Source organism: Neorhizobium sp. 05N33 (genome assembly GCF_056397445.1).
Map to the genome: position 1 here is coordinate 33687 of NZ_JBFTNK010000009.1, position 24768 is coordinate 58454.

Annotated in this window: 32 protein-coding genes; 16 read left to right on the forward strand and 16 right to left on the reverse strand. The window is 62.5% G+C overall.

Features of this window, described 5'->3' with window-relative positions; translation table 11 throughout:
- Nucleotides 1-46: 46 nt before the first annotated feature.
- The 3 genes from AC1DLT_RS20990 to AC1DLT_RS21000 all read right to left on the reverse strand — a co-directional run bounded on the left by AC1DLT_RS20990 (nt 47) and on the right by AC1DLT_RS21000 (nt 1507).
- On the reverse strand, nt 47-313 hold the full coding sequence (locus AC1DLT_RS20990; RefSeq protein ID WP_477488050.1) for a type II toxin-antitoxin system Phd/YefM family antitoxin: 267 nt from the start codon (nt 311-313) through the stop codon (nt 47-49).
- 100 nt (nt 314-413) lie between these two features.
- Complete coding sequence (locus AC1DLT_RS20995) at nt 414-785, reverse strand: nuclear transport factor 2 family protein (protein WP_477488051.1); 372 nt, start codon at nt 783-785, stop codon at nt 414-416.
- Between the two features lie 119 nt (nt 786-904).
- A complete protein-coding gene (locus tag AC1DLT_RS21000; protein ID WP_038540989.1) occupies nt 905-1507 on the reverse strand; it encodes a superoxide dismutase in 603 nt (200 codons plus the stop codon).
- A gap of 189 nt (nt 1508-1696) precedes the next feature.
- Between AC1DLT_RS21000 and AC1DLT_RS21005 the strand changes: the two genes are divergently transcribed.
- From AC1DLT_RS21005 to AC1DLT_RS21030, 6 genes are all read left to right on the forward strand, one after another.
- Nucleotides 1697-2011, forward strand: a complete 315-nt coding sequence (locus AC1DLT_RS21005) for a hypothetical protein (protein WP_247037767.1) — start codon at nt 1697-1699, stop codon at nt 2009-2011.
- Between the two features lie 166 nt (nt 2012-2177).
- Nucleotides 2178-2909: a sulfite exporter TauE/SafE family protein gene (locus tag AC1DLT_RS21010; RefSeq protein ID WP_477488164.1), complete on the forward strand. Its 732-nt coding sequence runs from the start codon at nt 2178-2180 to the stop codon at nt 2907-2909.
- A gap of 60 nt (nt 2910-2969) precedes the next feature.
- Nucleotides 2970-3206: a CopG family ribbon-helix-helix protein gene (locus tag AC1DLT_RS21015; protein WP_247037771.1), complete on the forward strand. Its 237-nt coding sequence runs from the start codon at nt 2970-2972 to the stop codon at nt 3204-3206.
- Between the two features lie 7 nt (nt 3207-3213).
- The gene (locus AC1DLT_RS21020; RefSeq protein WP_477488052.1) at nt 3214-3501 is read left to right on the forward strand and encodes a type II toxin-antitoxin system RelE/ParE family toxin; all 288 of its coding nucleotides are present in this window, start codon (nt 3214-3216) and stop codon (nt 3499-3501) included.
- Between the two features lie 61 nt (nt 3502-3562).
- The gene (locus AC1DLT_RS21025; RefSeq protein WP_477488053.1) at nt 3563-3847 is read left to right on the forward strand and encodes a ribbon-helix-helix domain-containing protein; all 285 of its coding nucleotides are present in this window, start codon (nt 3563-3565) and stop codon (nt 3845-3847) included.
- Nucleotides 3844-4161 (forward strand): type II toxin-antitoxin system RelE/ParE family toxin, encoded by a 318-nt coding sequence (locus tag AC1DLT_RS21030; protein ID WP_477488054.1) that lies wholly within the window; start codon nt 3844-3846, stop codon nt 4159-4161. Before AC1DLT_RS21025 ends, AC1DLT_RS21030 begins: the two co-directional genes overlap by 4 nt.
- 37 nt (nt 4162-4198) lie before the next feature.
- On the opposite strand, the gene AC1DLT_RS21035 is transcribed toward AC1DLT_RS21030, so the two are convergent.
- Nucleotides 4199-5083 carry a branched-chain amino acid aminotransferase gene (locus AC1DLT_RS21035; protein WP_038548897.1) on the reverse strand — a complete coding sequence of 295 codons (885 nt, stop codon included), beginning with the start codon at nt 5081-5083 and terminating at the stop codon, nt 4199-4201.
- A gap of 193 nt (nt 5084-5276) precedes the next feature.
- Here AC1DLT_RS21035 and tam point away from each other — a divergent pair, with 193 nt between their 5' ends.
- Complete coding sequence (gene tam, locus AC1DLT_RS21040; RefSeq protein ID WP_477488055.1) at nt 5277-6047, forward strand: trans-aconitate 2-methyltransferase; 771 nt, start codon at nt 5277-5279, stop codon at nt 6045-6047.
- A 29-nt stretch (nt 6048-6076) separates the two neighbouring features.
- Here tam and AC1DLT_RS21045 read toward each other — a convergent pair whose 3' ends face one another.
- Together AC1DLT_RS21045 and AC1DLT_RS21050 are read right to left on the reverse strand one after the other, a co-directional pair.
- Nucleotides 6077-6223: a hypothetical protein gene (locus AC1DLT_RS21045; RefSeq protein ID WP_157885083.1), complete on the reverse strand. Its 147-nt coding sequence runs from the start codon at nt 6221-6223 to the stop codon at nt 6077-6079.
- 20 nt (nt 6224-6243) lie between these two features.
- Nucleotides 6244-7131, reverse strand: a complete 888-nt coding sequence (locus tag AC1DLT_RS21050) for an alpha/beta fold hydrolase (protein ID WP_477488165.1) — start codon at nt 7129-7131, stop codon at nt 6244-6246.
- A gap of 239 nt (nt 7132-7370) precedes the next feature.
- On the opposite strand from AC1DLT_RS21050, the gene AC1DLT_RS21055 reads away from it, so the two are divergent.
- Together AC1DLT_RS21055 and AC1DLT_RS21060 are read left to right on the forward strand one after the other, a co-directional pair.
- On the forward strand, nt 7371-8093 hold the full coding sequence (locus AC1DLT_RS21055; protein ID WP_477488056.1) for a gamma-glutamylcyclotransferase: 723 nt from the start codon (nt 7371-7373) through the stop codon (nt 8091-8093).
- Between the two features lie 322 nt (nt 8094-8415).
- Complete coding sequence (locus AC1DLT_RS21060; RefSeq protein WP_477488057.1) at nt 8416-9075, forward strand: glutathione S-transferase family protein; 660 nt, start codon at nt 8416-8418, stop codon at nt 9073-9075.
- Nucleotides 9076-9100: 25 nt separating this feature from the next.
- Here the strand turns inward: AC1DLT_RS21060 and AC1DLT_RS21065 are convergent, their stop codons facing one another.
- Together AC1DLT_RS21065 and AC1DLT_RS21070 are read right to left on the reverse strand one after the other, a co-directional pair.
- On the reverse strand, nt 9101-9436 hold the full coding sequence (locus tag AC1DLT_RS21065) for a hypothetical protein (RefSeq protein ID WP_477488058.1): 336 nt from the start codon (nt 9434-9436) through the stop codon (nt 9101-9103).
- Between the two features lie 110 nt (nt 9437-9546).
- Complete coding sequence (locus tag AC1DLT_RS21070) at nt 9547-10440, reverse strand: LysR family transcriptional regulator (RefSeq protein WP_477488059.1); 894 nt, start codon at nt 10438-10440, stop codon at nt 9547-9549.
- A 466-nt stretch (nt 10441-10906) separates the two neighbouring features.
- Between AC1DLT_RS21070 and AC1DLT_RS21075 the strand changes: the two genes are divergently transcribed.
- The 4 genes from AC1DLT_RS21075 (at nt 10907) to AC1DLT_RS21090 (ending at nt 14420) form a co-directional block, all read left to right on the forward strand.
- Complete coding sequence (locus AC1DLT_RS21075) at nt 10907-12103, forward strand: MFS transporter (protein ID WP_477488060.1); 1197 nt, start codon at nt 10907-10909, stop codon at nt 12101-12103.
- A 24-nt stretch (nt 12104-12127) separates the two neighbouring features.
- A complete protein-coding gene (locus tag AC1DLT_RS21080; RefSeq protein WP_477488061.1) occupies nt 12128-13165 on the forward strand; it encodes an aldo/keto reductase in 1038 nt (345 codons plus the stop codon).
- A 104-nt stretch (nt 13166-13269) separates the two neighbouring features.
- Nucleotides 13270-14097, forward strand: a complete 828-nt coding sequence (locus AC1DLT_RS21085; protein ID WP_477488062.1) for an aldo/keto reductase — start codon at nt 13270-13272, stop codon at nt 14095-14097.
- A 68-nt stretch (nt 14098-14165) separates the two neighbouring features.
- Complete coding sequence (locus AC1DLT_RS21090) at nt 14166-14420, forward strand: BrnA antitoxin family protein (protein ID WP_477488063.1); 255 nt, start codon at nt 14166-14168, stop codon at nt 14418-14420.
- A gap of 36 nt (nt 14421-14456) precedes the next feature.
- Here the strand turns inward: AC1DLT_RS21090 and AC1DLT_RS21095 are convergent, their stop codons facing one another.
- The 3 genes from AC1DLT_RS21095 to AC1DLT_RS21105 all read right to left on the reverse strand — a co-directional run bounded on the left by AC1DLT_RS21095 (nt 14457) and on the right by AC1DLT_RS21105 (nt 16694).
- Nucleotides 14457-15545, reverse strand: a complete 1089-nt coding sequence (locus tag AC1DLT_RS21095; protein WP_477488064.1) for a magnesium transporter CorA family protein — start codon at nt 15543-15545, stop codon at nt 14457-14459.
- 303 nt (nt 15546-15848) lie between these two features.
- On the reverse strand, nt 15849-16133 hold the full coding sequence (locus tag AC1DLT_RS21100) for an acylphosphatase (protein ID WP_477488065.1): 285 nt from the start codon (nt 16131-16133) through the stop codon (nt 15849-15851).
- 171 nt (nt 16134-16304) lie between these two features.
- The gene (locus tag AC1DLT_RS21105; RefSeq protein WP_038540944.1) at nt 16305-16694 is read right to left on the reverse strand and encodes a hypothetical protein; all 390 of its coding nucleotides are present in this window, start codon (nt 16692-16694) and stop codon (nt 16305-16307) included.
- A 318-nt stretch (nt 16695-17012) separates the two neighbouring features.
- Between AC1DLT_RS21105 and AC1DLT_RS21110 the strand changes: the two genes are divergently transcribed.
- Nucleotides 17013-18584: a helicase HerA-like C-terminal domain-containing protein gene (locus tag AC1DLT_RS21110; protein ID WP_477488066.1), complete on the forward strand. Its 1572-nt coding sequence runs from the start codon at nt 17013-17015 to the stop codon at nt 18582-18584.
- A gap of 301 nt (nt 18585-18885) precedes the next feature.
- On the opposite strand, the gene AC1DLT_RS21115 is transcribed toward AC1DLT_RS21110, so the two are convergent.
- Complete coding sequence (locus tag AC1DLT_RS21115; protein WP_247034273.1) at nt 18886-19191, reverse strand: alkylphosphonate utilization protein; 306 nt, start codon at nt 19189-19191, stop codon at nt 18886-18888.
- Nucleotides 19192-19614: 423 nt separating this feature from the next.
- Between AC1DLT_RS21115 and AC1DLT_RS21120 the strand changes: the two genes are divergently transcribed.
- On the forward strand, nt 19615-21135 hold the full coding sequence (locus tag AC1DLT_RS21120) for an ABC-F family ATP-binding cassette domain-containing protein (RefSeq protein ID WP_477488067.1): 1521 nt from the start codon (nt 19615-19617) through the stop codon (nt 21133-21135).
- 289 nt (nt 21136-21424) lie between these two features.
- Here AC1DLT_RS21120 and AC1DLT_RS21125 read toward each other — a convergent pair whose 3' ends face one another.
- Nucleotides 21425-21820, reverse strand: a complete 396-nt coding sequence (locus AC1DLT_RS21125) for a winged helix-turn-helix transcriptional regulator (RefSeq protein WP_477488068.1) — start codon at nt 21818-21820, stop codon at nt 21425-21427.
- A 126-nt stretch (nt 21821-21946) separates the two neighbouring features.
- On the opposite strand from AC1DLT_RS21125, the gene AC1DLT_RS21130 reads away from it, so the two are divergent.
- The gene (locus AC1DLT_RS21130; protein WP_477488069.1) at nt 21947-22705 is read left to right on the forward strand and encodes an SDR family oxidoreductase; all 759 of its coding nucleotides are present in this window, start codon (nt 21947-21949) and stop codon (nt 22703-22705) included.
- A gap of 40 nt (nt 22706-22745) precedes the next feature.
- Here AC1DLT_RS21130 and AC1DLT_RS21135 read toward each other — a convergent pair whose 3' ends face one another.
- The 3 genes from AC1DLT_RS21135 to AC1DLT_RS21145 form a co-directional block, all read right to left on the reverse strand.
- Nucleotides 22746-23276 (reverse strand): dihydrofolate reductase family protein, encoded by a 531-nt coding sequence (locus AC1DLT_RS21135; RefSeq protein ID WP_477488070.1) that lies wholly within the window; start codon nt 23274-23276, stop codon nt 22746-22748.
- Nucleotides 23277-23354: 78 nt separating this feature from the next.
- Nucleotides 23355-23912, reverse strand: a complete 558-nt coding sequence (locus tag AC1DLT_RS21140) for a dihydrofolate reductase family protein (RefSeq protein ID WP_477488071.1) — start codon at nt 23910-23912, stop codon at nt 23355-23357.
- Nucleotides 23913-23936: 24 nt separating this feature from the next.
- Complete coding sequence (locus AC1DLT_RS21145; RefSeq protein ID WP_477488072.1) at nt 23937-24620, reverse strand: alpha/beta fold hydrolase; 684 nt, start codon at nt 24618-24620, stop codon at nt 23937-23939.
- Between the last annotated feature and the right edge of the window lie 148 nt (nt 24621-24768).

Sequence of the window (24768 nt, forward strand, 5' to 3'; positions counted from 1 at the left end):
TGACAGGCGTGTGACGCCCTGGCATTCGTATCAAGAAGGAAACCCGTTAAAGATCGGCCTCACGGCTCGGGGAGGAATTTCTGGTAAAGACATCGTCATCGATGTCGGCATCAAGGTGAAAATTCCGGAGATACCGGACGAGATTGGAGCCATCCTCCGGCACGGCTTTCCCGGCGACCTCAGCGGCTTCGAGGCTGACGATCATCGCCGCCGGCTTTTCATGCTGGGTCATTGTTACGAATTCGCCAGCATCCGCCTGATCGGCAAAGCCGGAAAGGCCCGCCTTGACATTCTCCAAGCTGACATCCGGCAATTCAGCCTCCAAAATTGTTGCAAGAAGCCATTCTGGGTCTTTCCAATAAAAAATCCAGGTGGGAGCAGACCAAAGTCATCGCCATCCGGAAACCTGTCCTTCAAGCGATCACCGTTCCCTGGTGAAAAACGATCTTCCAGCCGGTCGCAGTGTTCCTCCAGAACGTGGAGCGCCGGCTGAGGCGATCGGGCTCCTCCAGGATATACGACAAATGGTAGAGGTCGTCGACGAGGCGGCTGATGGTGAAATCCCGGCAGGGCCAATCGTGAGGCTCCGGCTCGCGGTATCGTTCGAGAAGGTTGGCGATGACGAACTCGCGTCGGTAGACCCTGCCGCTGGCGCCGATTTCCCAGAAGGCTTCATCGGTCATGGCTTCCAGCGCCTCCCGGCTGGTGCCGAATTCGCGGCGATGGAAGATCGGCTCGCGGGCGGCGAGTTCCGCAAGGACCATCTCTATCGATTGCTCATCCATAACCTGCTCCCCCTGCTTTCCGTCCCGATGACGGAGTTCAAAAACAAAAAACACCCGGCGCCTTGCGACACCGGGTGTGATCCTCGGGTTAAACCCGAGGAGGACGGCGGTTGGCCGGATTACTTCGTGGCGGCTTCGTAGCGCTCGAGGACGTAGTCCCAGTTGATCAGGCTGTCGACGAAGGCTTCGAGGTATTTCGGGCGGGCGTTGCGGTAGTCGATGTAATAGGAATGTTCCCAGACGTCGACGCCGAGGATCGGCTCTGCACCGTGAACCAGCGGGTTCTCGCCGTTCGGGGTCTTGGAGATGACGAGCTTGCCGTCTTTTACGGAAAGCCAGGCCCAGCCGGAGCCGAACTGCGTCGTGCCGGCGGCGATCAGGTCAGCCTTGAACTTGTCGTAGCCGCCAAGATCGGAGGCGACCGCCGCCTCGAGCTTGCCCGGCAGCTTGGTGCCGCCGCCGCCCTTCTTCATCCACTTCCAGAAATGGACGTGGTTGTAGTGCTGGGCAGCGTTGTTGAAGAGGCCCTGGTTGGTGCCGAAGGACTTCTTGACGACCTCCTCGAGCGACAGATCAGCCATGCCGGCTTCGGCAGCGAGCTTGTTGCCGTTGTCGACATAAGCCTTGTGATGCTTGTCGTGGTGGAATTCGAGCGTCTCTTTCGACATGAAGGGCGAAAGGGCTTCGTAGTCGTAGGGGAGTTCGGGAAGTTCGAAAGCCATTGGTCTACTCCTTGTTCGATAGCTACCTGGGTTCGGCAGATACCTGGGTAAAGCGTCGTGCGGGAACATAGGAGCGCAAGGCCCAAGAGGCAACGGTAACTTTGCCAAAAATCAAGCCAATCGGGTCAAGAACTTGCTGAAATTTCGAGATACAAGAAACGGGCCAGATCACGATTCGGAGCCCGTTTGATGAAGACCACTTTTGCTCTTGCCGCCGTCCTCCTCGCATCCGGCGTCACCGTTACGCACGCCGCCTCGGACGACGCCTGGTCCAACTTCCGCTCGGAGGTGGCCAAGGCCTGCGTGACCGCCGCCAAGGGGCTGATCGAGAACGGCAAGGCACTGGTCGATCCCTTCGGCAGCCAGAGCTACGGGCTCGCCATCGTCTCCGGCAAGGCGGTCGGCGCCAACGTGACGATCAGCACGATCTGCGCCTTCGACAAGAAGACCCGCAAAGCCGAGATCGGCGGCCAAATCTCCGCAGACAAGCTGACGGTGAAATAGCCTCACCGGATCAGGCGGCGCAGATGCGCGACCACGACGATGGGCCGACAATTTTTCCGCTCGTCTGGCGACCTTCCCGCGCGGGTAAAACGGGAACCTTTCTTCACGCCTGCGGATTGAAAGCGAACGCCCGTGGCAAAGAGGAGGCTGCATGTCGCTCGACTTCCTGACGTCTGATTTCCTGATCTTCGTTGCCATAGGCTTCTTCGCACAGGTTGTCGACGGGGCGCTCGGCATGGCCTTCGGGGTGCTGACGACGACCAGCCTGCTTGCCATCGGCGTCGCGCCCGCGGCTGCAAGCGCCATGACCCACGTGACGGAGTGTTTCACGACCGCCGCCTCGGGACTGTCGCATCTCTATAACCGCAACGTCGATTGGCGGCTGGTGGCAAGGCTTGCGCCGGCCGGTATGATCGGCGGGGCGATCGGCGCCTATGTTCTGTCGAATATCGACGGCAAGGCGATCGAGCCCTTCGTCTCGGTCTACCTGATCGCCATCGGCCTGTTCATCCTCTACAAGGCCTTTCAGCCGAAGTTTCCGCGCGACGTGCGCGACTGGATCGTGCCTTATGTCGGCGGCGCCGGCGGACTGCTCGATGCGATGGGCGGCGGCGGATGGGGGCCGATCGTCACCAGCTCGCTGCTCGGCCGCGGCCACGACCCAAAGAAGGTGATCGGCTCCACCAACCTCACCGAATTCGCCGTCACCACCCTGATTTCCGCAACCTTCATCATGGCGCTCGGCTGGTCGGAACTCTCTTCTGCCCTCGGCCTCATCCTCGGCGGCATCCTGGCCGCCCCGATCGGCGCCTTCATCGTCCGCTACCTGCCGGTCAAACCCCTGATGATCGCCGTCTCGATGATCATCATCGGCACGGCTGCGGTCCGGCTTGTGTGAGGGGAGGACATACGACCGGCCAGACTGGCGGCCGCACGTGGAATATGGCAGACTTATCTCATGAAGAACGACGCCGAAATCTCCGAGGACCTCAGCCGCCGTGTCGACCAGCTCGCGGCCCGCTCCAGGCTGACGCGCGGGCAGATCATCGAAGACGCGCTGGCTCACGGTCGCTCGCTCGCCTGGCAGGAAAAGTGGATCGCTGGGGTGGAGGCAGGGCTTGCCGACGCAGACAACGGCAGTTTCGCGACGGAGGCGGAAATCGCTGCCGTGTTGACCAAGTACGGGCCGGCTTAAGCTTCCCGTGCGGATCGTTTTCACCCGGCGCTATCTACGAAAATTAGCAAGCATCGGAGATTATATCGGCGAGCGTAACCCGCGCGCGGCAGCCCGCGTCGTGCACGAGATCCACTCGAAGACCGTTCGGCTGCTATCGGACAATCCATTTATCGGGCGCCTCGGTGAAATCAGCGGCACGCGCGAGCTGGTGATCGTCAGCACGCCTTACGTCGTCGCCTATCGTGTGACGGAAAACCAGGTGGAAGTGCTTTTCGTCCAGCATGGCGCCCAGGAATGGCCTGACAAGGTGTGACAGCGAAAATAGCGCCCCTTGCCCGATTGTGATAGGCTTGCCCGCGAACAGGAACAGACCGATGCGCCCGAACCGATCGATTACCATCTCCCTGCCGGAAGACATGGCCGAACTGGTCCAGAAGAAAGTCGCGTCCGGCGAATTTGCTGACGAAAGCGAGGTTGTCGCCGAAGGATTGCGATATCTGGCGGACCATGATGCGGGCATAGAGAGCTGGCTGCGGGATGAGGTCGTGCCGACCGTCACGGCGCATGATCCTTCCAAGGCAATTCCGATCAACGAAGTCCGGCGGCGCATCACTGCGCATATGGATGCGCGCGACAAAGACACCCGTCTTCCCGAATGAGATACCGGGTTGTTTTCGATCCGGCAGCGAATGGCGACCTTGCCGAACTCTATGACTACATCGCTCCGAAAGCCGGCCGTGCCATTGCCCGGCGATATATCAATGAACTCGTCGGCCACTGCGCGGCCTTTGAAACCTTCCCCGCCCGCGGCACGACGCATGACGAGTTCGGCCCCGGCATCCGCGTCGTCGGCTTCAAACGGAAGGCCAGCATCGTCTTTCGCATCGATGCCGACCTCGTGACGATCATGCGCATTCTACATCGGGGCAAAAGCCTTACCGGCGCGGACGACGTCGAAGACGACGAATTCTAACTTATCGCCTGCCCCACACGCACGCCGCGTGGAGGTTTCAGGCCTCGTCGCCGGGGGAGCGGGCCCAGTCCATGTAGAGTTCCAGCGCCTTGCGGGCGACCGGGCCTTCCTGGAGCTGGCGTTCCTCGAAACGGTTGACCGGCACGATCTTGGAATAGTTGCCGGAGGTGAAGATTTCGTCGGCATCCATGAAATCCTCGACCGTCAGCGTCATCTCGCGCACGTCGAAACCGCCGAGGCGCAGGAGGTTGATGACGCGCGAGCGGGTGATGCCGGCAAGGAACGTGCCGTTGGCGACCGGCGTCATGATCACCCCGTCCTTGACCATGAAGATGTTCGAGGACGCGGTTTCGGCGACATTGCCGTTCATGTCGCGTGCCAGCGCATTGTCGAAGCCGCGGTTGCGCGCTTCCATGATCATACGGCCGCTATTGGGATAAAGGCTGCCGGTCTTGGCGCCGGTCATCGCCACTTCCGGGTTCGGGCGGCGATAGGGCGAGACGGTGAGCGACGAGGGTTTGGCGGTCTGCATCGGCGCCTCGAACAGGCAGAGCGCGAAGCGGGTCGATTCGGGATCGGCGGTGACGACGCTGTAGGGCATGCCGTGTTCCGACCAGTACATCGGCTTGATGTAGATCGCCGTCTTGCCGTCGAACTTCTTGACGCCTTCCCAGGCGAGCGCCTCGATCTCCTCGGGCTGCATCACCGGCTGCATGCCCATGTTCCTGGCCGAGCGGTTGACGCGCTGGCAATGCTGGTCGATGTCCGGCGCGATGCCATCGAACCAGCGGGCGCCATCGAACACGGTGGAGCCGAGCCACATGGCATGCGAGGTCGGTCCGATCAGCTTCGGATTGCCCTCCAGCCATTCGCCGTCCACGAACGTCCAGGTGGTGGTACGCGGGGCTGTGTTGACGGGCATGGCGATCTCCTTGGTCATTCCGGGGTCATTCGCGTGAGGCGCTTCAAAATTGAGGGTGAGTGAAGTCCGGGGCCGCCACCGAGGTCAAGCGATAATATGAGATGGATCATCACAAAAATTGATATTTTTGACCATGGAGACCGGGGTGCCGGAGTGGCATGTTTCAGCGAGACAAGATCGAAGGAAGCTGGAAATGGCATGGTCTGCGGAGCAATATGTGAAATTCGAGGACGAGCGGACGCGGCCGGCGCGCGATCTTCTGGCGCAGGTGCCGCTTGCCTCAGTGGCTCGCGCCTATGACCTCGGCTGCGGTCCGGGCAATTCTACGGAGCTGATCGCGGCACGGTTCGGGGCCGCCAATGTCACCGGCCTCGACAGTGACGACAACATGCTGACGGCGGCGCGCAAGCGCCTGCCCGGCACGCAGTTCACCAAGGCCGATCTGAAGACCTGGATCCCGGAGGAGCCGGCCGACCTGCTTTACGCCAATGCCGTCTTCCAATGGGTGCCGGACCATATTTCCGTGCTCGCCCGGCTGATGGACCACCTGGCGCCCGGCGGCGTGCTGGCCGTGCAGATGCCGGACAACCTCTCCGAACCCAGCCACACGCTGATGGAGGAGACCGGTGCCGCCGGCCCGTGGAAGGCAGCCTTCGAAGGCGGCAGGGTTCGCCGGCCGGTGCTGCCGCAGCCGACCGCCTATTTCGACCGGCTGGTGCCTAAATCCGCCCGCGTCGACGTCTGGCACACGGTCTATTACCATCCGCTTGGCGATGCGCATGCGATCGTCGAATGGGTCAAGGCGACCGGGCTCCGCCCCTATCTCGACGCCGCCGACCCTGCTCATGCCGAAGCCTTTGCGGCCGACTATACCGCCCGCATTGCCAAGGCCTACCCGCCGATGGCCGACGGGCGGGTGCTGTTGCGCTTCCCGCGGTTCTTCATCATCGCAGTGAAAGCCTGAAGGGCGGTTTCAAGGGGTGCCCGGCGGCTTCAAGGCGTGCCCGGTGGCGGGGCCAGCGGGTTTTGCGCCTGGGGCTGCGTGACTTCGATCCGGCCGAGACCAGAATCATTCATCCAGATGATGCTGAGGACACAACCGACCAGGATCATCAGCACCGCGATAAAAAGCCAACGCATCAAAAACTCTCCCCCGGCCCTCAACCGGAATGTACCCGGCCAAGGAAGTCGCGGATGAGCGGGGCGACCTCGTCGAGATTGGTTTCCAGCAGCCAATGACCACCATCGAGAAGATGAAGTTCCGCCCTCGGCAAGTCGCGCAGGAACGCGCGGGCGGATTTTTCCGGCATGTAGCCGTCCTGGGGACCCCAGACGATCAGGGTCGGCGGCTGGCGATCGCGCAGATATTGCTGATAACGCGGAAACCAGGCGACGTTCTCGCGCAGCCCGGCGATGACATCGACCGCGATCTGCCGCCGCGTCTCGTCCATCAGGGCCCAATGCAGTTTCCAAAGGTCGGGCGAGATGCGTTCGGCGATCTCCGGCCGCACTTCGTTGAGGAACTCTTCCCTGAAACCCTCCTCGTTGACGGCGCCGGCGATCTTGCGGCGGCCTTCCTCGGTCGGGTTGCGCCAGAATTCCTGCAGGGCGGCGTATTTGGGGCCAAGCGCGTCCTCGTAGATGTCGCCGTTCTGGATGATCAGCGCGGCGATCTTCTCCGGGCGCCGGATCGCCAGACGAAGACCGATCTGCGACCCGAAATCGTGGAGGTAGAGCGCGAACCGGTCGAGACCGAGCGTTTGCGTGAACTCGTCCAGGAAGCCAGTGAAACCATCGAAATCATAGGCAAAGCCGGAGGGCGTGTCGGTATAGCCCGAACCTGGAAAATCCGGCGCGACCAGATGCCATCGATCGGCAAGCCGGGGCATCAATTCGCGGAATTCATAGGACGAGCACGGATAGCCATGCGGCAGCAGAAGCACGGGTGCACCGGCCCTGCCCGCCTCCCGGTAAAACACCTTGATGCCGTTGAGGTCGAGCCACTTGTGTTTTACCCGCATCCTCTCCCGGGGGGCTTCGGTGGTCATGTCCATGATCATCGCTCCTTGGCTGCCAGCCCTTCAAGAAAGGTTCATGCTGGAAATGTTCCGTGACCATTTCGTGGCACCAGGCCGACTTTTCGCATCGCGGCGACGTCGGCGGTTCTCCAGCTTGACGCACCCGGCGCGTAGCCGCAACGCAGCAAAATGGTTGACTCGGGCCGGTTCGGCTTGCACTCTCGATCCTTCCCGTTTTCATCGTCCTGCCCGAAAAGCCGTTCGAAGCCATGCCGAAACCATCCACATTGTCGCTGACGCAGGACCTGGTCGACCTTTGCTTTCGCGAGGAGATCGATCCCGGGCAGCCGGCCACATGGGAGCCGCTGACCGACGACGATTTCATCGAGATCGCCGATCGGCTGGCCGCGGAAATCGGCGAGGATCCGCTTTGGGTGTTCGCCTATGGCTCGCTGATCTGGAAGCCGGGCTTCGATAGCATCGCCTGCCAGCGGGCAGCCGCGTTCGGCTGGCATCGCTCCTTTTCGCTCAGGATCGAGCGCGGTCGCGGCTCGCCGGCACAGCCGGGGCTGATGATGATGCTGTCGCGCGGCGGCCGCTGCGACGGGGTGATCTACCGGGTGGCCGACGACGACAAGCGCGTCCAGATCGAAAAAGCACTGCGCCGCGAGGTCAGCCATCGCGACAGCCTCGCCTCGTTCCGCTGGCTGCCGGTCCGCACCCAGGCCGGCGAGACCGTGCGGGCGCTGACCTTCTGGGTCGGCGGCACCAGCAAGCGCATCGTCCGGCCGCTGCTGCCGCTCGACGAGGTCGCAAAGATTCTGGCGCGCGCCTGCGGGCATCGGGGCTCCTGTGCCGAATATCTCTACAATACCGTCGTGCATCTCGCCGAATTCGGCATCCGCGACCGCAATCTCTGGCGGTTGCAGGAGATGGTGGCGAAGGAGATCCGGGTGATGCATGTGCGGGAGGCGGTTGCGGTCGGGGCGTGAGGCGGGAAATGGGAGAGGTCGGGCCGTGTCAGCCCCCCTCTGCCCTGCCGGGCATCTCCCCCACAGGTGGGGAGATTGGCTGGGAGCGCCGGCGTCTCCCAAGAAACAGACGCTACTATTCCGCGCAGGCCAATATTGGGCGAAGGTCGAGCCGCATGTGATCTCCCCACCCGTGGGGGAGATGGCCGGCAGGCCAGAGGGGGGCTGGCGATCTCGTCAGAAGAGGTTTGAAATCGCCTCGCCACAAAACCAGTTGCAAAAAGCAATCAGCTGAGTTATTCCTAAACCAGTTTCAATTCGCAATCGGTTATGGGAGGCCGTCATGCGTCCGGTTCTGTATTCACATCCGTTCTCGTCCTACTGCCAGAAGGTGCTGACCGCGCTCTATGAGAACGGCACCGACTTCGACACCCGCATGCTCGGGCCGGAGGATCCTTCGGCTTACCAGGATCTCTGCAGCATGTGGCCGGTGAAGCGTTTTCCGATCCTGATCGACGGGGAGAAACGGGTCTTCGAATCGTCGATCGTCATCGAATATCTCGACCAGCATTATCCCGGCCCGGTAAAACTGATCCCGGACGACGCGGACGCGGCGCTCGATGTGCGGATGATGGACCGCTTCTTCGACAACTACGTCTCCATCCCGCAGCAGAAGGTCGTCTTCAACGCCATCCGCCCGGAAGAGAGCCGCGATCCCTATGGCGTGCAGGAAGCCCGCGACATGCTGGACGCCGCCTATGGCTGGCTCGACCAGCGCATGGCGGACCGGGAATGGGCGGCCGGAGGGGCATTCAGCCTCGCCGACTGCGCCGCCGCGCCCGCCCTCTTCTATGCGGACTGGACGCACCGGATCGGCGAGCAGTTCGCCCATGTGCGGGCCTATCGCGATCGCCTGCTCGCCCGGCCGTCTTTTGCGCGGGCGGTGGACGAGGCCCGGCCTTACCGCTCGTTCTTCCCGCTCGGCGCACCGGATCGGGACTAGGATGGGTCACCGGCAGTAGCGGGCTTCAGAACATGCTGTCATTGGCGATCGGCAGACCGCGCATCGCAGCATAGACTCGCCACACCTCGTGGCGCAGGACTGCACTTGGGCGCACGCCGCCGCTGCCGTAGTTCTTGTATTTGTCGCGATAGGCTTCCATAAAAACCCTCACCGCCTCGATCACGTCGGCATGCAGCTCCGCCCTGCGGCGCAGCTCCTCCCTCTCGGAACGGAGGATCTCAAAGCTCTGAACAAGCAACCGCAGGTCTTCGGTCGACATGGCGACATGCGAGCGATCGGCCGAACCGGCAGCCACCTCCGCCCGTATCCGGGCGATGATTTCATTCAGCTGGTCATTCATGGGATTAGATTCTCCTAATCCTGCCGATGTGGGTGGCAAAATTGACCAATGCAAGGCGAAACTGTGGCCTGAAAGACACGTTTGCCGATCAACATGACTGGAACGGTCTCCTAAAGTCGTGCCGCGATAAAGTCGATATAGGTGCGAATGCGCAGGGCGAGGTGCTCATGGCCGGCGTAAACGGCATGGATTTCCTCGATATCTTCGGGATTGAAATCCTCCAGAACCGGCACGAGCCGGCCCGCCTCGATATCCGGTTCCACATGGAAACGCCCGACCCGGCCGATGCCGAGATGATCCAGGCAGAACTGCCGGATGATCGAGCCGTTGCTCGCCTTCAGGTTTCCGGAAACCGGCAACAGCTCCCGGCTGCCGGTTTTCGGATCACGAAAAGGCCAGCCTTCGACCGCCCGCCGGAAATTAAAATTGATGCAGTTGTGATGGATAAGCTCGGCCGGCATTTTCGGGACACCGTGACGCTCCAGATAGCCGGGCGAGGCGATCACCACCTGGCGGCTCTCGCCGAGCTTTCGCGCCATCAGCGACGAGTTGCGCATCGGCCCGTGGCGGATGGCGATATCGACGCGCTCACGAATGAGATCGACGATGTCGTCGGTCAGGGTGATATCGAGCTGAATATCGGGGAAAAGCTGCTGAAACTCGCAGGTCAGCGGCAGGATGTAACGCTCGCCGAAGCCGACCGAAGCGTTGATCGACAGCGGCCCGCGCGGCAGCGTCCGCCCACCGCCGGAGACCATTTCCTCCGTATCGGCGATCTCGGCAATGATGCGCTGCGCCCGCGCCAGATAGGTCTCCCCCTCCGGCGTCAACTGCAACATGCGGGTGGATCGGACCACGAGGCGGGTGCCGAGCCGGTCCTCCAGGCGGGTCACGAGTTTACTGACGGCGGAGGGGGAGAGCTTTAGCTTGCGACCGGCGGCCGAGAAGCTCTTGAGCTCGGCGGCCAGGGCAAAGACTTCCATTTCTCCGGCGCGGTTGTCCATTTGGGGCTCGCTTTCAGATTTCGATCAATTCGGTTGTGCCGCGGCGCCCCCCTCTGGCCTGCCGGCCATCTCCCCCACGGGTGGGGAGATCGGCTGGGCGCGCCGGCTTCGCGTGGAGCCCCTCCCCCTTGTGGGGAGGGGTTGGGGAGGGGTTTTCGCTCCGCATAAAAACCCCTCCCGCCTGCCGGCCACCCTCCCCACAAGGGGGAGGGTTAAGACTGCCGCACCGTCTCCTCTAAACGATCGCTTGTCTGGAAATGGCGGTCGCGCCCAGCCAATCTCCCCACCCGTGGGGGAGATGGCCGGCAGGCCAGAGGGGGGCCGGCTTGCTCCACCATCAATGTCACCTGTGACTTCAATTCACAAATGATTATCCGCTTATGCGGCTACACACGCAAGTCCGAGGTAACGATATTGCGGTGCATCAAATGCAACTCCTTCCTCCCAAGGACAAGGACCTAAGCCAATGCCTCTCGCTCTCTACGCGCTGACGGCCGGTGCCTTCGGCATCGGGGTCACCGAATTCGTCATCATGGGCCTGCTGATCGACGTCAGCAAAGATCTCGGCGTATCGATCTCCGCCGCCGGCCTGTTGATCTCCGGTTACGCGCTCGGCGTCGTCGCCGGTGCGCCCATCCTCGGCATGCTGACCGGCAAATGGTCGCGCAAGACCCTGCTGATGAGCCTGATGGTGGTGTTCACCGTCGGCAACCTCGCCTGTGCGCTGGCGCCCGACTACTGGACGCTGATGGCGGCACGGGTGCTGACCGCGTTCGCGCATGCCTCGTTCTTCGGCGTCGGTTCAGTGGTCGCCACCAGCCTGGTTGCCCCGAACAAAAAGGCTTCGGCCATCGCCATCATGTTCACCGGCCTGACGGTCGCCAATATTCTCGGCGTCCCCTTCGGCACCTGGCTCGGCCAGGCCTATGGCTGGCGCTCGACCTTCTTTGCCGTCACCCTGATCGGTCTCGTGGCGCTCGCCGTCATCGCGTTGGTCGTCCCGAAGGACAAGGCCGCCGATAATCAGGAGGAAGGCTCGCAAGGCGCGCTTGCCGTGCTCGGCCGCCGTTCGGTTCTGCTCGGGCTTTTGATCACCGTGCTGAGCTGGGTCGGCGTGTTTGCGGGCTTCACCTATATCGCGCCGATCCTGACCCAGATCACCGGCTTTTCGGAAGCCGCCGTTTCGCCGATCCTGCTCGTCTTCGGCGGCGGTCTGGTGATCGGCAACCTTGCCGGCGGCTGGCTTGCCGATCGTCACCTGGTGCCGACCATCGTCGCCAGCCTCATCGCGCTCTCGGTCGTGCTGCTGGCGCTGACCGCCGCGATCCACCAGCCGGTGCTCGCCGTCATCGCCATCGGCCTGTTCGGCGCCGCAGCGTTCGCAACGGTCTCGCCGCTGCAGATCTGGGTGCTGCAGAAGGCCGAAGGTGCCGGCCAGGGGCTTGCCTCGTCGTTCAACATCGCCGCCTTCAACCTCGGCAACGCGATCGGCGCATGGCTCGGCGGCGTGGTCATCGACCACGGCCCAGGCCTCGGCTCGGTCACCCTGATCGCCGGGCTGGTGCCGCTTGCCGCGCTTGCCGTCGCCCTCTTCGCCATCCGGCTGGACAAGCGCGAAACCGCCGTCAGCGGTACGCCCGCCCTCTCCTCACCTGCCGAATAGTTTTCACACTCGAGGATCACGATCATGGAATACCGCAATCTCGGACAATCCGGCCTCAGGGTGCCGGTGCTTAGCTTCGGAGCCGGTACGTTCGGCGGCTCCGGCCCGCTGTTCAGCCACTGGGGCACGACCGATGTCGAGGAAGCCCGCCGCCTCGTCGACATCTGCCTCGAGGCCGGCGTCAACCTGTTCGACACGGCCGACGTCTATTCGGCCGGCGCTTCGGAAGAGGTGCTGGGAGAGGCGATCAAGGGTCGGCGCGACCAAGTGCTGATCTCCACTAAGGCCAGCCTGCCGACCGGCGACGGGCCGAACGACTGGGGCTCCTCCCGCTCCCGCCTGATCACCGCGGTGGATGCCGCCCTGAAGCGGCTCGGCACCGACCATATCGACATCTTCCAGCTGCACGCCTTCGATGCCTCGACTCCGGTCGAAGAGGTCGTCTCGACGCTCGACCAGCTCGTGAAGGATGGCAAGCTGCGTTATATCGGCGTCTCGAACTTCTCCGGCTGGCAGATCATGAAATCGCTCGCCGCCGCCGAGAAACATGACTGGACGCGTTATGTCGTGAACCAGGTCTATTATTCGCTGGTCGGCCGCGACTACGAATGGGACCTGATGCCGCTTGGGCAGGACCAGGGGCTTGGTGCGCTGGTCTGGAGCCCGCTCGGCTGGGGACGCCTCACCGGCAAGATCAGCCGCGGTAAACCGCTTCCGGAAGGCAGCCGCCTGCATGAGACGGCGGATTTCGGCCCGCCTGTCGAAGACGAGCTGCTCTACCGGGTGGTCGATGCGTTGCAGGTGGTGGCGGACGAGACGGGCAAGACGGTGCCGCAGGTGGCGATCAACTGGCTTGTCAGCCGCCCGACCGTCTCCTCGGTGATCATCGGCGCCCGTAACGAGGAGCAGCTTCGCCAGAATCTCGGCTCGGTCGGCTGGTCGCTGACGACAGAGCAGATCGGCAGGCTCGACGCGGCAAGCACTGTCACCGCCCCCTACCCGCATTTCCCCTATCGGCGCCAGGAAGGTTTTGCCCGCCTCAACCCGCCGCTTGCCGGCTGACGCCTCCTGAAATCAGGGTGGTTGATCCGTCACAGAATCGGTCCATGTAATACGGGCCTCATTTGGCCCGGCCGTTTGCCGGGCTTTCCCTTCAGGAGTTCCATATGTTCACAGTCAGCGCCAATGGCGCCAACATTCCCGCCCTCGGCTTCGGCACCTTCCGCATGCCTGACGAAGACGTCGCCCGCGTGCTGCCGGAGGCCCTGAAGCTCGGTTTCCGCCATGTCGATACCGCCCAGATCTACAAGAACGAGACGGCCGTCGGCGATGTGCTTTCCAAGTCCGGCATCCCGCGCGCCGACATCTTTCTCACCACCAAGGTCTGGGTCGACCGCGTCGGCCATTCCGCCTTCATCGCCTCGGTCGACGAGAGCCTCGCCAAGCTGAAGACCGACTATGTCGACCTGCTTCTCCTCCACTGGCCGCAGAGCGAAATGCCGCTCGCCGACCGCATGGGTGCGTTGAACGCGCTCAAAAAGGCCGGCAAGGTGAAGAATATCGGCGTCTCCAATTTTTCCGTGGCACTGATCGCCGAAGCGGTGAAGCTCTCGGATGCGCCGCTTGCCACCAACCAGGTGGAATACCATCCCTATCTCGACCAGACGAAGGTTCTCGCCGAAGTCGCCGAGCACGGCATGTCGCTGACCGCCTATTACCTGATGGCGAACGGCGCGGTGCCGAGCGACGCAGTCTTGAAGGATATCGGCGCCAAGCATGGCAAGACGGCCGCGCAGGTGACGCTGCGCTGGGCGATCCAGCAGAAGGACGTGATCGCGCTTTCCAAGACCGCGACCGTTTCCCGTCTGCCGGAAAACTTCGACGTGTTCGATTTCGCGCTGGCGGAAGACGAAATGCAGGCGATCCACGCGCTTGCCAAGCCGACTGGCCGTATCGTCAACCCGGGGCATCTGGCCCCGGAATGGGATCTTTGAGATTCTTCGACAAACTGACATGATGCGCCGGAAATCTCCGGCGCGTTTTTTGTTTCTGAGGAAAGCCAATGACCGAGAGCAAAAAGCCTATGGCCCGCGACTCGCTGGCCATTGAGGATGACGCGCCGGATTTGACGGAAAGCCCGTGGGCCGAAAAGCTGACGTCGGCACCGGTCATCCGCGGCCGTCCCAAAAGCGAGCAGACCAAGGTGTCGACGACGATCAGGCTGGACGCAGATGTGTTGGAAGGTTTCAGAGCCGGTGGACCGGGCTGGCAGTCCCGTATCAACGACGTCCTGAAGGCATGGCTCGCCGGGAGATGAGAAAGGCCCCCGGAAACATCCGGAGGCCTTCCCTGGTCACAGCCAGCCTTTCCGCTTGAAATAGAGATACGGCAGGGCCATCGAGACGATCATCATGGCAATCGCCATATGGTAGCCGTAGGTCCATTGCAGTTCCGGCTGGTTGGCGAAGTTCATGCCGTAGATCGAAGCGACCAGGGTCGGCGGCAGGAAGACGACGGAGGCGACCGAGAAAATCTTGATGATCTGGTTCTGTTCGAGATTGATCAGCCCCAGCGTCGCATCCAGCAGGAAATTGATCTTGCCGGACAGGAAGGCGGAGTGATCGCCAAGCGACGTGGCGTCCCGCTGCAGCAATTTCAGGCGCTGGCGCAGTTCCTTGGTCAGCTTGCGGTCGACACCGTCGAGCGCCGCATAATAGGCAACAACGCGGGAGACACTGACGAGGCTTTCGCGCACGACGGTGATGAACTCACCCTTCTGACCGACCTCGCGGATGAGGTCCTGCAGGTCGCGCGTCTTCGCGTTGGCCTTGGCGGCCTTGGTCGAGAAGACCTCCTGGGAAATCTGGTCGATCTCGGTGCCGAGCCGTTCCAGCGTATCGGCCATGCGGTCGATGATCGCCTCGATCAGCCCCGTCATGATCAGTTCGCCGTAGCTGCAATGCAGGCCCGTTCCGTTCGGCTTGCGGGCGCGCGCCATGAAGGCGTCGAAGGGGCGCGGCTCGGCATATCGGACAGTGACCAGGACCTGGCCTTTGACGATGAAGGTGACGGGAACCTTTCGCGGCGTGCCGGCATCGGGCCTGGTCAGCACCGTCATGGTCATGAACTCGGCGCCGTCCTCCTGATAGAGGCGGGCGGAAAGCTCGATGTCCTCCATCTCGTCCATGGTCGGCACGGTGATGCCAAGATACTCGCCGACGGCGCGTTCTTCCTCGGACGTGGGGCTGACAAGGTCGTACCAGACGATGGGAGGCTTTGCGGGAGCGGGCGTTGCAAGATCGAGCGTTGCAAGATCGGACGTTGCAAGGTCGGACGTTACGGGTGCCGACACGTCGGATGCCGCCGGCGCTGCGGCAACAGCCGGCACATCGGAGGCGACGGAAACAAGGCGATCAAGGTCGTAGGCATGGATGCGCAGCATGACGGCTCCTTTTTCGGACCATCGGTCCCTTCGGAGCACGCATCCTTATCAAGAAGGACTAGAGCCCCGGAGGAACGGGTCGGTATGATGACGTCGAACTTCGACTGTCGGGGTTCATCTCAATTGTCCTTTGAAAGAGTGGCGCCCGGTCGGACGTCACTTCGCTTTCGGAAATGTGCCTTAAAGGATGAAAAGTCAATGGCTTTTCTGTCGCAGCCGCCGCCGAAACAACTGCCGTCATTTCGGGCCGGATAACCGGGGGGATCGGCCGCCGCGAACCGGGAAACCGGGCGATCGGACGGTTCATCTGGTGATCCGGAAGCCGACCGGTTTTTCCGCGAGCGTCGCCGGTTGTCGCTCCGCACCGGAGACCGACGCGCCGGGCGGACCGTGCCGGAAACGCTCGAGCATTTGCGATATGCCGGCGGTTGATCCCGCGAGCAAAGCAAGGACGGAACCATCCGGCTCGTTGCGGACCCAGCCCGTCAAACCCAGCTGTTCCGCCTCTTGACGGGTCCAGGCACGGAAACCGACGCCTTGCACCCTTCCCGTTATCCGCACCATGGCGGCCTCGTCGTCATCGGACATGGCAACCTCCCATTCTGGGTCACTCTCATTGACATGGGGAGTGCGGAACCGAGGACAAGCCTGCAAGAGTGCCGACGGTATCCGATTGGTCCCTCGCCCGTCTCATTGCTTTAAGACAAAAAAAGCCGCCGGCCTCGCGGCCGACGGCTTGAAAAAGTCGAAGGAGGCAGATCAGACGAACTGCGACAGGCCCGGAACCGAAGCGATGACCGTATCGACCACTTCGTCGCCGGCATGTTCGCGGGCGACCGCCATGGTTTCCTTGGCAAGGCCGGTGATCTCGCCCATGCCGAGACCCTGGCTCATCAGCTGCTGGCCGAGCGCCATGACGCCGCCGCCGAAGCTTGCCATCAGGCCGCCGAGAAGACCGCCGCCGCCCGCACCTTCGCCGTTGAACTTGGCGACCAGATCGGAAGCGCCTGGGATCGCCTCGATCATCTTGGCAACCGCGCCGTCATCGGCCTCGCGCTGCAGGAAACCGAGCATCATGCCGATCGCCTTTTCGGCGACGTCAGGGGCAATGCCGACATTCTCGGCGACGCGGGAAACCAGTTCGTTCATCAATCTCTCCTGAAGGTTTTGACGTTCACGTCAACGTAAAACAACCATCCAATAAACTCAAGCCACAGGGGCTTTGCAATTTTCACGGTGGATTCGACGCTCAAGCGTTGTTGCCAGTCCGCTGCGAGCTTATAAAAGCTTTGTGAGAGCATTGCGATGGACGAATGAAAAGCATCGCAGGCCCGCAAAACGCTCGCCGACCTGAACGGCTCTATCCTTTTGTTTTCATGCGATGCCGGGCGGGAAACCGCTTCACACTTTTCCTGGAATTGCTATTAAGGACGGATAGCCGCACGAATTTGCAGGGAATGGAACCGAATGGACGATACGGGAAAGCTCTTCATCGGCGGCAGCCGCAAGCCGGACGATTCGCTCAACAAGGCTGAATATCTGGAACTGAAGTTCGGCAACCGCCACGGTCTCGTCACCGGCGCCACCGGCACCGGCAAGACGGTGACCCTGCAGGTGCTCGCCGAAGGGTTCTCGAAGGCCGGCGTGCCCGTCTTCGCCGCCGACATCAAGGGCGACCTTTCCGGAATCGCCATGAAGGGCGAGGCCAAGGATTTTCTCCTGAAGCGCGCCGAGCAGATCGGTTTCCAGGATTACGAGTTCGAACAGTTCCCGGTGATCTTCTGGGATCTGTTCGGTGAAAAGGGCCATCGGGTGCGCACCACCATCGCCGAGATGGGGCCGCTCCTGCTGTCGCGGCTGATGGATGCGTCCGAGCCGCAGGAAGGCGTCATCAACATCGCCTTCAAGATCGCCGACAAGGCGAACCTGCCGCTGCTCGACCTCAAGGATTTCGCGTCGCTGCTGAACTACATGGCAGACAATGCGGGAGAGCTGTCTTCCCAGTTCGGGCTGATCTCGAAAACCTCGGTCGCATCGATCCAGCGCGGGCTGCTGGTGCTGGAACAGCAGGGTGCCGAGCACTTCTTCGGCGAACCGGCGCTGAAGATTTCAGACATCATGCGCACCAACCCGAACACCGGCTACGGGCAGATTTCGGTGCTTGCCGCCGACAAGCTGATGATGAACCCGAGGCTTTACGCGACCTTCCTTCTGTGGCTGCTCTCCGAACTGTTCGAGGAACTGCCGGAAGTGGGCGATCCGGAACAGCCGAAGCTGGTATTTTTCTTCGACGAGGCGCATCTGCTCTTCAACGACGCGCCAAAGGTGCTGACCGAACGCGTCGAACAGGTCGTGCGCCTGATCCGCTCCAAGGGCGTCGGCGTCTATTTCGTCACCCAGAACCCGCTCGACGTGCCGGAAACCGTGCTCGCCCAGCTCGGCAACCGGGTGCAGCACGCGCTGCGCGCCTATACGCCGCGCGAACAGAAGGCGGTAAAGACGGCGGCCGACACGTTCCGCCCCAATCCGGCTTTCGACTGCGCGACCGCGATCACCAATCTCGGCACCGGCGAGGCGCTGGTCTCGACGCTAGAAGGCAAGGGTGCGCCTTCGATCGTGGAACGCACGCTGGTGCGTCCGCCATCCGGCCGCATCGGCCCGCTTTCCGACCAGGAACGGCAGGCGGTGATGGACAAGAGCCCGGTGCTCGGCCTCTATGACGAGGACCTCGACCGCGAATCAGCCTTCGAAATCCTCGCCGCCCGCGCCAAACAGGCCGCCGATACCGCCGCCGCCAGGAAGGCGCAGGACGAGCTGCAGGCCGCCCCGCCGGCCGGTTCGGGCGAGACGACCGGCTGGACCCTGCCGGGCTTCGGCGGCAAGGACGACGACAACGACCAGAACCGCGCCCAGCCGCGCCGCTCCGGCTATCAGCGCGAAACGATCATCGAAGCAGCGATGAAGAGCGTGACCCGGACGGTTGCGACGCAAGTTGGCCGGGCGATCGTGCGCGGGATCTTGGGGAGCTTGAAGCGGTAGGGGAGCGAGATACGCCTGATGTCGCAAGGGTAGATTGGTCCAGAATATCATCATGGACGTTGCTCTTCCGGGTCTACCCCCCTCTGCCCTGCCGGGCATCTCCCCCACAAGGAGGGAGATCGGATGGGGTTGGCCTCTCGACCCTATCACTACCGTGGTGGTCAAATGGAAACACCGTATGGGTTGGATGGATGTGGTGAGCATGACTCTAGCCGATCTCCCTCCTTGTGGGGGAGATGCCCGGCAGGGCAGAGGGGGGTGCGCCGCCCCCGAAAGTTATCGAGCTTGACGCCCCAAATTCTCACCGCTTACGCACGAACTCCGTCCGCAGCACCAGGCCCTTGATCGCCTCATGCCGGCAGTCGATTTCTTCGGGGTTGTCGGTCAGCTTGATCGACTTGATGACCGTGCCCTGCTTCAGGGTCTGGCCGGCGCCCTTGACCTTGAGGTCCTTGATCAGGGTGACGGAATCGCCGTCCTTGAGGAGGGTGCCGGAGGCGTCGCGAACCTCGGCGGCACCGGCACCTGCGGCCGCAGCCAGTTCGGAGGCCGGGCGCCATTCGCCGGTCGCTTCGTCATAGACGTATTCGTCATCATCGCCAGCCATCGGCGTCGCTCCTTAAAATCAACAATTCGCCAGTCGGCGATGGCCGCTTATAACAGCCGAACCGTCCCGGGCAAGCTCCGCGGCAATATGCCGGCCGAGCGTCGTCCGGTTGCATTCGCCCATATGCGATGATATTTGGCCATTGTGCCATTCAAGAGAAAGGAGGGTCACGTGCACAATTTCTATTTCCGGTACTACCGGACGCGTGGTCCCGTCGACGCCCTGCAAATGCGTTTGCAGGGCTGACCAGAGGCCGTTTCTCTTAAAATACACCTTCCTGGTCTGCCCTTCGTGGCCCGCAGCGCCGAGCGCCCGCTCGTGCATAGCTGCGATTTCCGAACACGTTGCAAGCGGTGCATGACGTCGATGATGGCCGAGCGCCCGCGATGTCCTGCGCCTGCAAGCCAAGACCAGAGAACGACAATGAGCCTCATCAACCTCCGCAATCTCGGAATCACCCTGTCCAGCCCGCTGTTTTCCGGGCTCAACCTCACCGTCAATGCCGGCGACCGGATCGGTATCGTCGCGGCCAACGGGCGCGGCAAGTCCACGCTCTTGAAATGCATCGCCGGCACGCTCGATGCGAGCGAGGGCGAGATCACCAGAAGCCGGGGGCTGACGATCGGCATGGTGGAGCAGAACGTGCGCCCCTCCCTGATGCAGGCGAGTTTTCGCGAGGCCGTGCTCCAGGCGCTGCCGGCGGATCAGATCGACAGCGAAAGCTGGCGTGCCGACGTCGCGCTCGAAGGGATGGAGGTGCCGGAGGGATTGCGCGGACGGCCGCTTGCCGCGCTGAGCGGCGGCTGGCAAAGGCTGGCGCTGATCGCGCGGGCCTGGGTGACGGAACCGGACGCGCTGCTGCTCGACGAGCCGACCAACCATCTCGATCTTGCCAAGATCGCGCTTCTCGAAGACTGGCTGAACGCGCTCCCCCGCGACATGCCGGTGATCCTGTCGAGCCACGACCGCGCCTTCCTCGACACTGTGACCAACCGCACGCTTTTCCTGCGACCGGAGAACTCTCAAGCCTTCTCCCTGTCCTATTCCAGAGCACGGGCAGCACTCGACGAGGCGGATGCGGCGGATGCCAAGCGCTACGAACGCGACATCAAGACGGCCGATCAGCTTCGCCGGCAGGCGGCGAAGCTGAAGAATATCGGCATCAATTCGGGCAGCGACCTGCTGGTGGTCAAGACCAAGCAGCTGAAAGAACGGGCCGAGAAGCTGGAGGACGCGGCAAGGCCGGCGCATCTTGAGCGCTCGGCCGGCGCCATCCGGCTTGCCAATCGGGGTACCCATGCCAAGGTGCTGGTGACGCTGGAGGATGCGGCGGTGACGACGCCGGACGGCACGCTTCTGTTCAGGACCGGCAAGCAGTTCATCTGCCAGGGCGACCGTATCGTGCTGCTGGGCCGCAACGGCACCGGCAAGACGCGGCTGGTGACGATGCTGCGTCGGGCGATCGCCGAGCCTTCGTCAACGATCGGCGGCATCAAGGCGACGCCGACGCTGATCCTCGGCTACGGCGACCAGTCGCTCGCCGATCTCGACGACCGGCAGACGCCGCACGAAACGATCATCCACCGGTTCGACATCGGCGACCAGAAGGCCCGCTCGCTGCTCGCCGGCATCGGCATCACCGTGGAGATGCAGGCGCGGCCGGTGGCAGAGCTTTCGGGCGGGCAGAAGGCGCGGCTCGGCCTTTTGGCGCTGAGGCTGCGCGAGCCGAATTTCTACCTGCTCGACGAACCGACCAACCATCTCGACATCGATGGGCAGGAGGCGCTGGAAAGCGAGCTGATGGCGCATCAGGCAAGCTGCCTGCTGGTCTCCCACGACCGCAGCTTCGTGCGGGTGGTTGGCACCCGTTTCTGGCAGGTGGAAGGCCGGCAGCTGATCGAGGTGGAGGGGCCGGAGAGCTTCTTTACGGCGAGCCGTGGCTGACTCGATAGAAATTGCTCCTCACCCTTTTCCCCGCTCGCGGTAGGGCGATAGCATGTGAGGGGACGACGGTGCGTGGAGCCCCTCCCCCTTGTGGGGAGGGGTTGGGGAGGGGCCTTCAACCAGTATAAAAACCCCTCCCGCCTGCCGGCCACCCTCCCCACAAGGGGGAGGGTTAGGGACGCCGCACCGTCTCACGTCCCATATGCGATCGTCCGGCCGTCAAAACGGGGAAGCGGTGGTGGCAGCCGGATAAGGACATACCTTCCCTCCCCTCCATAAGGAGAAAACCTCAGGCTTGCCCGTTCCGCTCCTCGAAGGCTTTTCGCGCCGCCTCGATATCGGCGTGGCGCGCCGCTGCCCATTCCCAGACGCTGCAGAAGGCGGCGCTGAGGCTTCGGCCGAGTTCCGTGAGGTTGTATTCGACTTTCGGCGGGATGACCGGATAGACCTTGCGCGACACGAAACCGTCGCGTTCCATCTGCCGCAGCGTCTGGGTCAGCATCTTTTGGCTGATGCCGCCGGTCAGCTTACCGATCTGGGTGAAGCGCAGCGTGCCGTGTTCTTCCAAGACTTCGAGGATCAGCATGGTCCACTTGTCGGCCACCTGGCCGATGATGCCGCGCACCAGTTCTTCCAATACCGGATCGATCTCGTCGGGGATTTCACGACCTGAGGGAGACCGCATCGACGGGCGAATTCCTTGATCCACAGTCACTCTCCTTTTGGTGCGTATAAATCTTTTGGGTGCCTTCTTCCGAGAAGAGATTGATAGCCGTATTTTCCGGCCACGCAACACGGAAAGGCGACGACCATGAAAATGAACGGCAATACGATCCTCATCACCGGCGGCAATTCGGGCATCGGCCGGGCTCTCGCCGAGGCGTTCCATGCGCTCGGCAACCAGGTGATCATCACCGGGCGGCGCCGGGAAACGCTCGACGCGGTGACCGCTGCCAATCCCGGCATGAAAGGCATGGTGCTCGATCTTTCCGATGCCGAAGCAATCAAGACGTTTTCGACCGACCTTGCGGCGGCCTATCCGTCGCTGAACGCCGTCATCAACAATGCCGGCATCATGGTGCCGGAGCATATCGGCGCCGGCTCGGATTATCTCGCGACCGCCGAGCAGACGATCACCGCCAACCTGCTCGGCCCGATCCGGCTGATCGCGGCGCTGCTGCCGCAGTTGAGCACCCAGAACGATGCCGCAATCCTGACCGTCTCCTCGGGCCTTGCCTTCGTGCCGATGGCGCTGACGCCCACCTATTCCGCCACCAAGGCCGCCATCCATTCCTATTCGATGGCGATCCGCGAGCAGCTCAAGGAGGCGGGGCCGCAGGTGATCGAGATCGTGCCGCCCTATGTGCAGACATCGCTGATGAGCGAGCGCCAGGCGAGCGACCCGAACGCCATGCCGCTTGCCGATTTCATCTCCGAGGCCATGGATATCCTGACACGGCAGCCGGACGTCAAGGAAGTCGTCGTCGAACGCTGCAAGCCGCTGCGTCATGCCGTCGAGAACGGCAATTTCGACGCGATGTTCAACGGCATCAATTCGATGAGCCACTGATACCGACGCGGCGACGTAATCCGTCTGGTGAGACGCGCGATCAGGCGGGCACGTATGTCAGCCTGATCACGTCCTCGCCAACGCGATCGGTGGAAACAAGGCGGAGCGGCGGCCGCGGGCCGGTGAAGAATGGCTTGCCGCGGCCGAGCACGACGGGGTGGAGGTAGAGCCGGTACTCATCGATAAGGCCAAGGTTCGTCAGGCTTCCTGCCAGGTCCGGTCCGGACACTGAAATCTCCCCGACGAGCCTAGCCTTCAGGCCACGGACCATCGCCTCGACATCATCATCAACAAGCGTGGCGTTGGGGCCGACCGACTTCAACGAGCGCGATACGACCCATTTCGGCAGGCGCCGCCAGGCTGCGGCGAACTCTCGGTGCTCCGCGCTCCACTCGGGACGGTCTTCGTCCCAATACCGCATCGTCTCGTACATGCGGCGACCATAAACGCTGCCCGCCAGATCGCGCACATGGTCTATCCAGTGACGAAAGAGCTTAGGCCCGGTCGCCATTTCCTGATGGTCGACATAACCGTCGAGCGACTGGTTCATTCCAAAAACGAGTTTCGCCATGCTGCAAAACCTCCACCCAGGGTGTTCGGAATAGTTTGAGGCGCATCCGCTCGGGTACCAGGCCCCAGATTCTATCCGTCAGCTGCCATTCAGGACGTCGTAGCGGATAAAGACGGTGCCGTTGGTGAAGGGCACCTCTTCGGTGCGCGCGAGTTTCACCTTGTTCCGGGTCTGGAACATCGGCGTACCGTCGCCGACCGCGACGGGGACGTAATAGATGCCGATTTCGTCGACCAGGCCGGCATCCAGATAGTCGGCGGCAAGCGTCGGGCCGGAGACGAAAATATTCCGCCCGGTTTGCGCCTTCAGATCGCGCATCGCATCGACATCGAGGGAAGTCACCAGTTTCGTGCGCGGCGTCTTCGGCTCGCTCAAGGTCTTCGAGACGACGACCTTGTCGGTCTGCCGCCAGATTTCCGCATATTCCGCCTCGAACGGCGTGTCGCCCCGATAGGTCTGCCAGAACGCCATGGTCTCGTACATGCGCCGGCCGTAGACGACGAGGCCGCAGCGGCGGCCCTCCCCGTTGGCGTGACCATGCACCTCGGCATCGATATGCCCCCAGTCGAAATCGCCCCGGGCGTCGTTGATATAGCCGTCGAGCGAGATCATCATCTCGAACACCAGTTTTGCCATCGGCCGCTCCTTAACCGTTCCTCATCAGGCCGCCTCGATCAGCAGCGCGGTCAGTTCGTCCGGCATGTCGATCGGGATATCGTGGCCGCAGGCAAGCTCATGCACGGTCCAGCCGGGGGCACCGCGATATTTCTCCGACATCCGGCCGAACGGCCCGTCCCAGCCGGTCGCGACGATGAAGGTCTTTTTGGGGACGCGCTGATAGGCGCCGGTGACTTTCAGCTTCTGCCGCAGCGTGCCGGAGGGCTGGGGCGTCGCCTTGGGTGCGGCCCACAGCTCGTCTTCTTCGCGCATATGGCCGCCCGGGCCTTTCGGCACCGGGGTCATTGGCGCGGAATAGTCTCCCTCCGGATCGTAGTCGGTGAAGCTCATGCCGTCCTCGGGGATGAAGGCTTCGACATAGACGATCGAGCGGATGCGCTCGGGCATACGTTCGACGACGCCGGTGGCGACGATGCCGCCATAGGAATGGCCGACGAGCACGATATCCGTCAGGTCCTTGTAGACCGCCTCGTTGACGATGTCGTCGATATGGGTGTCGAGGTTGACGGAGGGGCTCGCTAGGTGCTTGCGCTCGCAAAGCCCGGTCAGCGTCGGCGCATAGGCGCGGTGGCCCCTGGCATGCAGGCGGGCCAGCACCCGCTCCCAGGACCAGCCGCCGGTCCAGGCGCCGTGGGCGATCAGGAATGTCTGTTTGGAATCGGACATAGCTTTCCCCTTGAACCAGTTGCGATCTGCAATTGGCTTCAACTTACCAAACCAGTTCCATTTTGCAATCAGTTTTCGAAGCACAAAAAGGGAAGGCCCTCACCCTTTGGCGACATGCCGGCGTTTCAACGCCTCCACATGCACTTCA